5 protein-coding genes and 1 pseudogene are annotated in these 13,832 nt (G+C 55.6%); 4 read left to right on the forward strand and 2 right to left on the reverse strand.

Annotated features, from left to right (window positions below):
• Nucleotides 1-117 precede the first annotated feature (117 nt).
• Together QZ303_RS09755 and QZ303_RS09760 are read right to left on the reverse strand one after the other, a co-directional pair.
• Nucleotides 118-2,136 (reverse strand): RagB/SusD family nutrient uptake outer membrane protein, encoded by a 2,019-nt coding sequence (locus QZ303_RS09755; protein WP_295732233.1) that lies wholly within the window; start codon nucleotides 2,134-2,136, stop codon nucleotides 118-120.
• 13 nt (nucleotides 2,137-2,149) lie between these two features.
• A complete protein-coding gene (locus tag QZ303_RS09760) occupies nucleotides 2,150-5,353 on the reverse strand; it encodes a SusC/RagA family TonB-linked outer membrane protein (protein WP_295732235.1) in 3,204 nt (1,067 codons plus the stop codon).
• Nucleotides 5,354-5,787: 434 nt separating this feature from the next.
• On the opposite strand from QZ303_RS09760, the gene QZ303_RS09765 reads away from it, so the two are divergent.
• The 4 genes and pseudogenes from QZ303_RS09765 to QZ303_RS09780 form a co-directional block, all read left to right on the forward strand.
• Entirely contained in the window at nucleotides 5,788-9,867 is a 4,080-nt protein-coding gene (locus QZ303_RS09765) for a two-component regulator propeller domain-containing protein (protein WP_295732237.1), read from the forward strand.
• A 14-nt stretch (nucleotides 9,868-9,881) separates the two neighbouring features.
• Nucleotides 9,882-10,991 (forward strand): glycoside hydrolase family 43 protein, encoded by a 1,110-nt coding sequence (locus QZ303_RS09770; RefSeq protein ID WP_295732239.1) that lies wholly within the window; start codon nucleotides 9,882-9,884, stop codon nucleotides 10,989-10,991.
• Nucleotides 10,992-11,018: 27 nt separating this feature from the next.
• Nucleotides 11,019-13,325: a DUF2264 domain-containing protein gene (locus QZ303_RS09775; protein ID WP_295732241.1), complete on the forward strand. Its 2,307-nt coding sequence runs from the start codon at nucleotides 11,019-11,021 to the stop codon at nucleotides 13,323-13,325.
• 48 nt (nucleotides 13,326-13,373) lie between these two features.
• Nucleotides 13,374-13,781: pseudogene (locus tag QZ303_RS09780) on the forward strand (BNR-4 repeat-containing protein); the annotation flags it as partial.
• Between the last annotated feature and the right edge of the window lie 51 nt (nucleotides 13,782-13,832).

Here is a 13,832-nt window from a genome sequence, read left to right on the forward strand (position 1 = left end):
CATTCGCGTCTCAGTCACATAGCCCACTATGCTCCTTCGACTTAAATCCGATTTCTCTAAAAATCCAACAGCCCGGTATTTCACTTTTGTTTTTAAACAACCTCTAAATACTTTGTCTTAGTTAACATACTTCATCTCGTCGGCAACGGCATCTCTCCAGTTGTCCCAGACTTTCACTGACGGGTCATAACCGTCATAGCCATAGTTCTGCTTGAGCTTACCCTTCTTGTTGCCTACTATGGCGCCGTTGGGGATAGGCCAGAAGAGATTATGCTTGTCCATGTGATAGTCGATAGTGCGGTTGTCAAACTTAATCTGGACACCGCGGTTGTAGTAGGAATGATGCATGATACGCTGATACCAGTAGCTGCCGCCGGTACGGTCCTCGCCGCTCTGCTTGTCCCATGTCTCCGGATCATAAGTATTGCCCCACTCGTCGGCCATGCCTGTCTTTGCAAGGATCATCGACACTCGGGTAAGCTCCACGTTGCGCAGCTCCTCCATCCACAGTTCGCGGCCACGCTCGTCCATGATATCGCCGATGTTCACGCTGCCGTTGTAGTACTGCGTGCATTGGGCGCGCTTGCGCACCTCATTGACATCGGCGGCGGCCAGCCCCGGCTCGTTGAGGTAGAGGTATGCCTCGGCACGCAGCAGGTAGGTCTCGGCAAGACGGTAAAGGTACATGTTGCCGTTGCCACCGTGGGTCACACCTACGCATGCGTTGCTGTTGGCATTGTCCATCGCCACCTGGTCGTTGTAGAAGTACTTGTAGTGGGGATAGTCGTACCAGCAGCGCAGTGTATCGTTGCACAGGAGCGTACCGGCCTTGATGTTGCCATCGTCCTCCGTGGCATAGAGCTGGAGATGCCGCCCGTGATACTTGGAGTCGGTGTTGTTGTAGGTCATGTCCTCCATGTTGACCCAGTTTCCTACGCGCGAGTTGTGGCGGAGGTCATCCTTGTCCTCGATGCCGTTGACCTCCCACATGCCATGCTGGGCGTAATGGGTAGGACGGTACACTCCGATACCGCGTCCTATGGCGTGCGTCCAGTCGAGGGCCGCGTCATACTTGCCGTCGAGGCGCGAGAGGTTCTTGACAGGCTGCTTGCCGTCGGGGGTCTGGAAGCGGCTCGTACCGTTCTCGTTCCAATAGGGGCAGAATATACGCATCGATTTGAACTCCACGAACGACTGCTCCGAAAGATTGGGCATGCCGAGGATACACTCCTTGTTGAACGACCCTATCTTGTTCTCCGGGCGATGGAGATCCCAGATCACATTGCGCTCGATGGCCCATGTAGAGGAGATACCTTGCGTGGAGGTGGTGTTGGTGCCGAAGGGATCGCGCATCAGCTGCATGCCTTCATGCTCGATAAGCCGGGTGGCCATGTCACGCGCCTTGTCGAACTTCAGAGCGGCAAGGTAGTATTTTACAAGAAGATGCTCGCACGCTTCTTTGTTGATCATGCCGTAGTACTGCGTGTCCGTTTGTTTGGGCACCCATTCCACGGCGAATTCCAAATCCTCGATCATCTTCTCGATGATGGCCTCCTTTTTGGTAGAATAATAGTCCTCTTTCGGCATGGTGATGATATGTGTCACCAGAGGCACGTCGCCGAACTGGAATATCAGGTTGTAGTAGCGGTAGGCACGATGGAAATAGGCACGGCCTATGTAGCCGTTGCGGATCTCTTCCGACACACCCTGTAGATTGTCTATATTGTCAAGAATGGCGTTGACAGCTTTGATTCCGGTATAGGCTTCGCCCCAGAATCCGCCTTGTATATAGCTGTTAGAGGTGCCGTCGCTCGTTGGTGTCACGCGGTTGGCGAAATTGTCCTGCATGCTGCCCCCGGCATCCGTCTTTCCCCATACCATCATGTCGGAGAACATGTAGTCGGTACCTATGGGTGAGTCCTGGTCGCGGCTGTTGTACCAGATATAGTTGGTGCGGAGATGGCGGTCGGCATATGCCAGCGCCGACTGGAGGCCGGTTTCCGTGGAGAACGCGCTCTCAGGATCGAAAAACGACATGGGATCCGGCTTCAGGAAATCGTCGGAGCATGCTCCGAGAGTGATTGCTGCGGCTACGACCGCAGCAACCTTCAATATGTTGATAGATAAAGTTTTCATCGATTGCGTAGGATTAGAGGGTTAACTGTACTCCGAAGCTGAATGTGCGGCGCGTGAATCCGTCATTCTCCGGATCGTTGTAGGGCCAGTCGAACGCCCATACGGCCACGTTGTTGATGCTGGCGTTGAAACGCACCTTCTCGAGCATCACACGGCGTGTGAGTGCCTGGGGCAGCGTATAGCCCATCGAGATGTTGTCGAGGCGCACGAAGCCGGCGTTGAATATGCGGCCCGGATTGATGTTGTTAGGGCCTTTTGCCTCCCAGCGTCCGTAGGTGTCCGACTGATTCTCGGGTGTCCAGTATTCTCTTGTGTATGAGTTGAATCCGTGGGAGAATTCACTGGTTCCGTTGATATTGTTGATGTAGTCGCCGGACTGGCGCTTGTGGCCGAACTTGGAGTAGAGCGAGAAGCCGAAGTCGAAGTTCTTCCAGAGAGTGAAGTTGTTGCGCATGCTCAGGAAGTATGGGGCGGTACGCGTGCCGAGGAACACCTTGTCCTTGTCGTTGTAGACATGCTTCTTCACAGTGCCGTCGGCATTAAGCTCGTCGTCGGCTGTATATACGTTGGCAATCTTCGGATCGCCCGGGCGCTGGCCGTATTTGGCGGCCTCTTCGTATTCGCTTGTCGACCAGATGCCGTCCACGCGGTAGTCCCAGATCTCGTTGATGTCACGGCCTATGAAGTGCTTGGCGCTGGTGTCGTCCATTTCCTTTCCGTCGGCATCATATTCGTAGTAAAGATGCTTGATGCGGTTGCGGTTGTACGCGAAGGTGAGGTTGGTGGTCCATACGAAGTCGGGCATCACGATATTTTCGCTGTTGAGCGTAATTTCCACGCCACGGTTGGTGACCTCGCCGAGGTTGGTCATCACCGAACCGAATCCCGAGAAACCCGGGAGAGGCTTCGACATGATCATGTCGTGGGTCTTTTTGTCGTACACGTCTATGCTGCCCGACAGACGGTAGTTGAAGAATGCGAAGTCAAGGCCGTAGTTCAGGGCTTCGGTTTTCTCCCACTGAAGGTTGGGGTTTGCCATACGGTTGTAGGCAAGATACTTCATGTCGACGGCCACGCCTCCGTTGGCATTGAGATAGCCCATTGTAGAGCCAGTGCCCGAACCGAGGTCGGCGAGGGCGAGATATTCGTTGGCGAGGGAACGGTTGCCGTTCTTACCCCACGACATGCGGAGCTTGCCCTGATCCATCCATCTCCATTTCCAAAACTTCTCGCGGGTGAAGTTCCATGCAAGAGCCAGCGAGGGAAAAGTGGCGTGAGGGTTGTTGAGTCCGAAGGCCGAATAGCCGTCACGGCGAATCGATGCCGTAAGCATGTAACGGTCGTCATAGGAGTAGAAAAGACGGGCCATGAGGGCATCGGCACTCTGATGGGTATCGTTTGTGTAGAACTTCGAATCGACCTTTGTGGCGTTCTCCGTATTGTGGAATCCCAGCTCGTCGGTAGGAAGGATGTTTCTGGCCTCGATGCCGTCGCTCCAGTATTTGCGTTCCTCGGCTTCCTGCACAAGGGTCACAACGAAATGGTGCACATTGTTGAAGGTCTTGTCCCATGTGATGATATTGTTTAGAGACCAGTCGAAACGCTTCTGCCATTTGCGGTTGACACCGCGCGACGATTTTGTGGCATCCGGCTTGTCGGCGTCGAGGAACCAGCGGTCCTGATGGTACTGGTAGCGCGGGGAGATGTTGAACTGGTAGGTAAATCCGAAAGGCAGCGTCACCTTGGCGTTGAATATCGAGTTGAGCACCTGGTAGCCTTTCTCAAGATCCTGCCACTGGCGGTCCCACTCGTAGTTATGGCCGCGTTTCTGCTTCATCGACATCGGATACTGGCGCAGAGAGCCGTCCTCGTTGTATTTTGGTGCGAAAGGATTGTTCTTCTCCATCGCCTTCCAATCGGCCTCCTGCGAGTCGTCGGTGCGGTCCTGGAAGTTGACATTGGCCCCGATTTCGAGCCAGTCGGTCACGTGGGCGTTAATCTTCATTGACGCGCGCAGCGACTTGTAGCGATCACCCTTGACCACGCCCTCATTGTTGAGATACCCGATCGAGAAATAGTAGTTGGCACGTTCGGTGGCGCCGGAGAGGCTGGCGTTGTAGTCCTGGTTGAATGCCGTACGGAAACCTTCATCTTCCCAATCGTAGCTGCGTCCTTCAAGGAATGCGGCATAGGTGTCGTCATTCACGTCCATGCCCAGACGGTGGGCATACACCTCGTAGGGGCTTTTGCCCTGCATGTTGTTGTCATATCCCATCCAGTCCTCAAGCGAGATCCCATATTTGCCGATATTGTCGTAATGGTCGTAGTAGCCGGGCTGGTTCTTCTTGTTGCCGAGATAGTAGCCGTAGACACCGTTGTCCGCGTCATAACCGAGCGTGCCGGCCTTCAGATAGTCCTCGCGGAATTTCAGGTAATCATCAGCGCTCCACACGTCGCGCTTCTTGGCGCGGGTGCTCACTCCGAGGGTGGCGCTCACGTTGATGGTCGGCTTGCCGAGCTTGCCCTTCTTGGTGGTGATGATGATTACACCGGAAGCGGCACGCGCACCGTAGACGGCGGCGGCTGACGCATCCTTCAGCACGTCGATCTGCGCTATGTCGTTGGGGTTGATTTCAGAAAGCTCACCGTAGAAGTCCATGCCGTCGAGAATGATGAGCGGGGAGTTGTGGTCGCCCTCGGTATACAACGAGTTCTGTCCGCGCAGCTGGAGCGAACCTCCGCCCTTGGCATTGTTGGAGAGGCCAACGTCGAGTCCGGCAGTGCCGCGGAGCAAGTTCTGCACGGTTCCCGGATTTGTGTCGGCGAGCTTCTCGGGATTAATCTGGGTGACAGCTCCGGTGAGGTCTTTCTTGCGCATCGTGCCGTAGCCTACGACGACTACCTCTTCCAGCACCTCTGAATTCTCTTCGAGGGTCACTTTGATGTTGTTCTGTCCGGTGACTTTGACCTCGGCAGCCTTGTAGCCGACGTAAGTCACCGACACGATATCGCCCTGCTTGACATTGAGGGCGAAGTTGCCGTCGATGTCGGTGGCGACACCGTTGTTGGAACCTTTGACAAGTACGGCCGCACCCATAAGCGGTTCGCCCGACGTGTCCTGGACCTCGCCCTTGAGCATATAGGCCTGCTGGGCGCAGAGGCTTGCCGTTGATGCAAAGAGCAACAGCAGCCAGGTTAAAATCCTGTGTTTTGTCATTGGGAGTTACTATAAATGATTTTCATGATGTTTTCCATGAACAATAAAACAAATCCAAACAATCTTTCTTACTTTAAAATAATGTACTCCGGCGGGGATGATTCCGCCAGGGAATCCATAAGGTAATGTTGCAGTTTCTTTCTCGCGAGCATCTATACGCGCATGGCAGCTTTTATGCGCAATCTGTTGTTTTTCTGTTTCCGCTGCGAAGATACACGTTACGGGCAGATACGGTGTTGTCCGCGCCGTTCAATATTGTGGCATAATCGGCCATAAGGCCCCACCTGAATTATACGGACACAAGTTCTACCTTTTTCGACACACGCAGGTCGGATTTCTATGACTATATTTGCAATGACCAAACGATATGCCCCTCCCGCGTCAATGCGGAAACATGTCGGTGATACCCTATAACACCCCAACCAACCGTCTCCATGAAGCATAGCTCACGCATATTGATGATTATATTGTGCCTCACTGCGGCGATCCGCTGCTGGGGCATCCCCGCCGTCATATCGTTTGACGGATCGCATGGATTGTCCAACGGATATATAGTGTCGATGTCGCAGGATGGCGACGGATATGTGTGGGTGGCCACCGAGTACGGCCTTTTCCGTTTCGACGGCACGCGTTTCCGCAGTTTCAGCCACAACAACTCCGGTCTCACGGCCAACGAGTTCAACTGCGTGGCTTTCATCCCTACCTGTCCCGACTCCCTTTATATCGCCACACAGCGCGACGGAATATGCGTGTATGACCGCACCGACGGCACCATCCGGCCTCTACACAACAGCAAATTCAGGAGCCCCGACGTGACATCGATAGTCCCTGCGTCCGACGGAGGCATATGGTTGACCCATTACCATTTCGGCGCACAGCACTACGACCCGGAAACCGGGATGGTAAGAAATTATGACGCAAGTACGATCGACGGGCTTCCTAACGGCGCATGGACCGTGGCTGAAGGGAATGACCATACCATATATATAGGACATACTTATACGGGAATGAGCGTGGTCAATACGCGCGACAACACTTCGGTCAACTTCGACAAGAGCTCCGGACTCCCCGGCAACACGGTGTATGCCATCTGCGTGGACCGAAGCGGCAACGTGTGGCTCGGCACGGAGGAAGGCGCTGCCCTGTTCAACCCGGCCACTTCGGCCATAGTCCCGTTCGTACACGAGGCCGGCCGCACCGGCACCATAGCCCCGGGACGCATACGCTCCATCATCCAGCAGGACAACGGCGAGATATGGTTCGCCACTTCGCAGGGCGGCATCAGTGTGCTTGACACAAGGGCGTACACATATGCCGATATACGCGACGCCGTTTTCGCGACACCTGCCGTCGATGACATGAACGGTATCCTCGCCGGCAAGAATGTCAGAAGCCTTTTCCGGGATTCGTTCGGCAATACATGGGTCGGAAACTACCGCTCAGGCATAGAGGTGATCGGACATCTCGATCCCGTGTTCTCACGGCTGGAATACCTCACCGACAAGGCATGCCGCCATGTCTATAACCCGGTTTACTGCTTCGCCGAAGGAAGCCGGGGAGCGACATGCTGGCTTGGCGGCGACAACGAAATAGTGCGGGTGGACGGGAATGTCTGCACTCCCGTCCCTCTTCCCGTAACTGCGTTGAAAGGCAATCCTATAGTGCGCACTCTGTGTGCGGCATCCGACGGCTCGATATGGATAGGCACCACGGAATGCGGAGCAATAAGATATCTTCCCTCGGGAAAATTCTCGCGTGTGGCTACAGGGGGGTCATACGATGTCCGGACTTTTCTTGAAACTCCCGACGGTGCGATGCTTATCGGCACCGACCAAGGGGTATACATGAGCGACGGCACACGTGCGTGGCTCGATGACACAATCACCGGCAGTCTGCGTGACTGGGTGATACAGGACATGGAGTATGACTCGTCTGGCAACCTGTGGGTCGGCACTTTCGGGAAAGGAGTCACCGTGTTCGACCGCTCGATGAAGGTGGCCGCATCACACGACATCAAAAACGGATTCCCCTCCAACGCCATAAATGCCATCAGGCGCGACAGCAAAGGCCGCATGTGGATCGCCACCCGCAAAGGTGTCGCGCTATTCGACAGACCGGGAAACAATAGCTTCTACAGGACATTCCCGGAGTTGGCCGACGGCGACGTGACCCACGTAAAGAGCATTGAGGAAGGAGCAGACGGCAGCATATGGCTCGCCACCAACAAAGGACTGATCCATATGACACCCGACAACCTGAAAGTGTCGTTTATCGGATTTCCCGACGTGATATCATCGCCGTCATTTATCGAGGGGGCATCGATGCGCGACGATTCGGGCAACATCTATTTCGGTTCGGGCGACGGAGCGTTGAGGATAAATCCGAAGGCCCTGGCCGACATGCCGGCGCCGAGTCCGGTGAAAATCACGGATTTCATCGTCTACAACCATAGCGACGAGGACGGAGACACGGAGCGACGGCTGCATATCACCGGCAATGAGATCGAACTTGGATATGACGACAATACGTTTGCCCTTACATTTAACATCATAGATCCGGAAATGGCAGGACGCACCGACATTGCCTATACTCTCGAAGGCAACGGCCACGACAGCTGGATCGAATCGGGCGATGACAACACGGCCATATTCCGCAACCTCCCTCCCGGTGAATACTATTTCCGAGTGAAAGAGCGCCTGAAAGGGTATGAGTGGAGTCGCCCCGCCACGATATTGAAGATACGTATCATACCACCGCTGTGGCTCACCTGGTGGGCGAAAACCATCTATTCCCTCCTGATAGCGGCACTCCTAACATTGCTCGCACTCTACTACCGGCGCAGGATCTCGCTTAAGCAGCAGCTTATCGCCGAAAGGGAGAAGAGCCGCGACCGCCAGATGCTCAACGAGGAGCGCCTGCGGTTCTACACCAATATCACCCACGAGCTGCGCACTCCGCTGACCTTGATAATGGGCCCGCTTGAGGACATCGTAAGCGATCCATCCCTCCCCGGGAAGTACTCCTACAAGCTGCAGACCATACGCGACAGCTCTGCGACACTGCTCAATCTGATCAATTCCATCCTCGAATTCCGCAAGACAGAGACGCAGAACCGCCAGCTCATGGTGAAACGTGCCGACCCTGCCAACCTCCTCAGGGAGATAGGGCTGCGCTACAAGGAGCTTAACCGCAATCCTGATGTTAGGTTCATCCTCGACATCGAGACCGGAGGGCCGGAGATATATTTCGATACCGACATGATCACGACCATACTCAACAACCTGCTGAGCAATGCCGTGAAGTACACGCGCTCGGGGTCGATCACACTCTCCTACCACACCGTCACCGGCCCCGACGGCATGCGCCGCTCGGTGATTGAAGTGGCCGACACCGGCTACGGCATATCCGCCAAAGGTGTCGAACATATATTCGAGCGCTACTTCCAGGAGCAGGGCGAACACCAGGCATCGGGCACCGGAATAGGGCTGGCGCTCGTGAAGAACCTTGCCGATATACACCGGGCCGACATATCCGTGAAGTCCCAGCCCGGCAAGGGATCTACATTCACCCTGCAGCTCCTTACCGACGAGACATATCCGGAAGCGATGCACGCTCCCGACGAACCCACGACACGGAAGCCTGATCCGGCCAAAGAGGAGGAACCACAGCCCGATATGCCCGGCGACACGCACTCGCGCCTCAGACTGCTTGTGGTGGAGGACAATGACGACATCCGCGAATACATCAGGCAGGCGCTCGCCGGCGAATTCGACGTGGCGGTGGCACACAACGGCCTCGAAGGGCTGAAAATGTGCCAGGAACTTTCGCCCCACCTGGTGATAAGCGACATAATGATGCCGGAGATGGACGGCATAGCCATGTGCCGCAGCATAAAGGAGGACATACTCACAAGCCACATACCCGTAATATTGCTGACAGCGAAGGATTCGCTTGTCGACAGGGAGGAAGGCTACGACGCGGGCGCCGATTCATATCTTACGAAACCATTCAGTGCCAAGCTGTTGCTCAGCCGCATATACTCGATATTCAGGATAAGACGACGTATTGCCGAGAAATTCATGTCAACAGATTCATTATCACCGGCAACGGAGGGACAACAGGAACTGCAAGAAACTTTTGCAGCAGAATCACACGAGATTGAAAAGGCTCTTTCACCCCTCGACCGCCGGTTTATGGAGAAAATAACGTCCGTAATCAATGACAACATAGCCCTGGAGGACCTGAGTGTCGCCTTCATTGCCGACAAGATGTGCATGAGCATCTCTACACTCTACAGGAAGATAAACGCCATTGTAGGTGTATCTACCAACGAGTACATCCGCCACATGCGTCTGTCGCGTGCCGTCGAGCTGTTGAGGACGGGCGAAATGTCGATCACCGATATAGCCGAAAACACCGGGTTCGGAAGCCATTCATCATTTGCCAAGGCTTTCAAGAAGAAGTATGGCATGACAGCCACCGAGTATGTCTCCAAGCATTTCACTGAAAAATAAATCATACATATAAAATGAAAAGACTGATTATCCCCCTGCTGCTTGCAATTGCATTGTCGATGAATGCCGCACCCGGGATGCCCGTGATAAAGGGCGAACGCTTTCCCGACACACAGGGAGACCATATCAACGCCCATGGCGGAGGAATCATGGAAAAGGACGGCACATATTACTGGTATGGGGAGCATCGCGGCGACGGCACTCCCGGCTCCGGTCAGAAAGGAGTGGTGTGCTACACATCCTCCGACCTGCACGCCTGGACTCCGCGCGGTGTGGTACTTGCCGTCACAGACACCAAAGGCGACCCGCTTGAGGCAGGCTGCATAATAGAGCGTCCCAAAGTGGTATTCTGTCCGGCCACAGCGAAATATGTCATGTGGTTCCACCATGAGCTAAAAGGCGTGGGGTACGGTTCGGCCCATTCAGCCGTGGCTGTCGCCGACAATCCACTCGGGCCGTTCCGTATGCTCCGTACCGGACGTGTGAATCCGGGCGTGATGCCAGTCAATCTGCCGTCGGAGTCCGTCTCGAAACAGTGGAGCGACACCCTTGAATGGTGGACGCCTCAATGGCGCAAGGCAGTCGATGAGGGAATGTTCACCGTGCGCGACCTTGACCGCGGACAGATGGCCCGCGACATGGGAATCTTCGTGGATTCCGACGGGAAAGCCTACCACATCTATTCATCCGAGAGCAATCTGACACTGCAGATCGCCGAGCTCGACTCTACCTTCACCAGACATACCGGTAAATATGTCCGGCTGTTCCCCGGCGGCCACAATGAAGCACCGGCGATGTTCAAGCATGACGGCGTCTATTGGATGATCACATCGGGATGCACGGGATGGGAACCCAACGAGGCACGCCTGATGCGCGCCGACAACATCCTCGGGCCTTGGAAGCAGCTGCCGAATCCGTGCCGTGGCGCGGAAGCCGAAAAGACATTCTGCGGACAGAGCACATTCGTGATGCGCGTCGGCGACAGCTACACATTCATGGCCGACATATGGAATCCTAAAAACCTTGCCGACTCGCGCCATCTCTGGCTCCCTGTGAAGTTCGACAGCGACGGTGTACCGTTCATCGACTCTCCGGACTCCTATAGGATAGCCTCTATTGAATAATATCACAATACCAATCATTATATCCACATGAAACTACACTTCACGGCGCTGTTGGCTACAGCGCTTGTCGCGGCATCGCTTCAGGCTGTCCCTACAAAGGAGTCCAAAGAAGTGCGCGACATCATCACCAAGGTAAACACCCGATGGCAAGCCGACAATCCTGCCGAGACCCGTTCATTCTGGGACAACGCCGCCTACCACACCGGCAACATGGAAGCATATTTCCTTATCGGGAACGAGGACTGGAGGGAATATTCCGAACGTTGGGCCGAACACAATGAGTGGAAAGGCGCTAAAGGCGGCGACCGTTCGAAATGGAAGTACAATTACGGCGAGACCGACGACCATGTGCTGTTCGGCGACTGGCAGATATGCTTCCAGACTTACGCCGACCTCTACAGGATTCTCCCCGACGACCGCCGTATCCGGCGCGCCCGAGAGGTGATGGAATATGAGATGTCGACACCGCAGTCCGACTACTGGTGGTGGGCCGACGGCCTCTACATGGTGATGCCCGTGATGACCAAGATGTACCATATCACAGGCAACAAAAAATACCTCGACAAACTCTACGAGTATGTCCTCGTAAGCGACAGCATCATGTACGACCCCGCCGAAGGACTGTATTACCGCGACGCGAAATATGTCTACCCGCGCCACAAGAGCGCCAACGGGAAGAAGGATTTCTGGGCGCGAGGCGACGGATGGGTGCTCGCGGGCCTCGCAAAGGTGCTCAAAGACCTTCCCGCCGACTATACGCATCGCGACTTCTTTGCCGACAAATACCGCCGCATGGCGGATGCGGTAGTGGCCACGCAGCGTCCCGAAGGGTACTGGTCACGCTCCATGATGGACGAGGAGCATGCGCCCGGCTATGAGACGAGCGGCACCGCATTCTTCACCTACGGACTCCTGTGGGGTGTCAACAACGGCTTCCTCACCGACCCCAAGTATGCCGAAAGTGCTTTGAAAGGATGGAACTATCTGTCGAAAAAAGCATTGCAGAAGGACGGTACGGTAGGCTACGTGCAGCCTATCGGCGAGAAGGCCATCCCCGGCCAGGTGGTGGATGTGAAGTCGACATCCAATTTCGGCACAGGCGCGTTCCTGCTCGCCGCCTGCGAGTATGTGCGCATGCTTGAAAAGGAATCCGGCGATGACCGCGCCTATTGGGTAGACCTCGCCTATTCCATGGCCGCACCGGTGCTGAGCAACATGGCCGAGGGCAACTTGCAGAAGAACATGCTCGTGGAGGTAAGTCCCAGCTGGGACGGACGCGACAAAAAGGTGACCTACATGGAAGCGTTCGGCAGGCTCATGGCGGGTATAGCACCCTGGCTCTCACTCCCCGACGACGACACCGCAGAAGGCGCCAAGCGCAAGCAGCTCCGCGAGTGGGCGCTCGCAAGCTATAAGAACGCAGTCGATCCCGCAAGTCCGGACTATCTGCTGTGGCGCGGCCACGGGCAGGCCCTGGTCGATGCGGCATATGTCGCCGAATCGTTCCTGCGCGCATACGACGCCCTGTGGAAGCCTCTCGACGACACCACCAAGAAGCGCTACGTTGAGGAATTCTCGCAGTTGCGCCGCGTCGATCCGCCCTACACCAACTGGCTCCTTTTCTCATCGACCATCGAGAGCCTGCTCGCCAAGGTAGGCGCAGAGTGCGACGAGTACCGTGTCAACTCGGCCATACGCAAGGTGGAGGAATGGTACACCGGCGACGGGTGGTATGCCGACGGCCCTTCATTCGCTTTCGACTACTACAGCAGCTACGTGTTCCACCCCATGTATCTTGAGACGCTGCAGTCCATGAAGGATGCCGGCCGCTACACACGCATACATTACGGCAAATACTACGACCGCGCCCTCAAGCGCGCGCAGAAGTACAGCATCGTGCTCGAACGCCTCATATCTCCCGAAGGGACATTCCCCGTGTTCGGCCGTTCGATACCTTACCGTATGGCCACCATGCAGCCGCTCGCTCTCATGGCATGGTACGAGAAACTCCCCCAAGGTCTCACCAACGGTCAGGTACGCGCGGCGCTGACCAAAGTGATGCACAACATGTTTGACGGCAAGGAGAATTTCAACGAGAAAGGATTCCTCACCATAGGTTTCGCCGGTCGACAGCCCAACGTGGCCGACTGGTACACCAACAACGGCTCGCTCTACATGACATCGCTGTCATTCCTACCGCTCGGACTCCCGGCGAACCATCCTTTCTGGACCGACGCTCCCCTTGCTTGGACATCCCGTAAGGCGTGGGGAGGCCGCCCTTTCCCCAAGGACCATCATTGGGGTGACGGGGCTTCCACTCCCGATCTTTTTTAACGGATTATGGGAAAACTAACCTCTATACTTGTCACGACCGTCCTCACCATAGGCGGTTGTGACGCTTTCTGTTTCGATGCAGTGCGACTGTCGCATGTGGCCGACGGATACAGCGCCACATCGGTCAATACGGCCATATTCCGCGCCAGCTCGCTTGCCTCGCATGGAGGAAAGCAATACATAAGCTTCTACGACACCGACGGATATGTGGCCGTGGGGAGGCGCACGCACGGCTCAGACGACTGGACGGTGCGGCGCACTCCATTCAGGGGCAACGTGGGCGATGCACACAATGTAATCTCCATGGCTGTCGACGGCGACGGCTACATACACCTGTCGTTCGACCACCATGGCCATCCGCTGAGATACGTGCGTAGCGTGGCCCCGGACTCCCTCGCATTCGGTGAGTGCGAGCCAATGGTAGGCTCGGGCGAGGAGGATGTCACCTATCCGGAATTATTACTGTCCGCTAAACCATAAATCAGAGAGTCCAACATCTTGAAAGGC

Source organism: uncultured Muribaculum sp. (assembly GCF_910583865.1).
Classification (GTDB): Bacteria; Bacteroidota; Bacteroidia; order Bacteroidales; family Muribaculaceae; genus Muribaculum.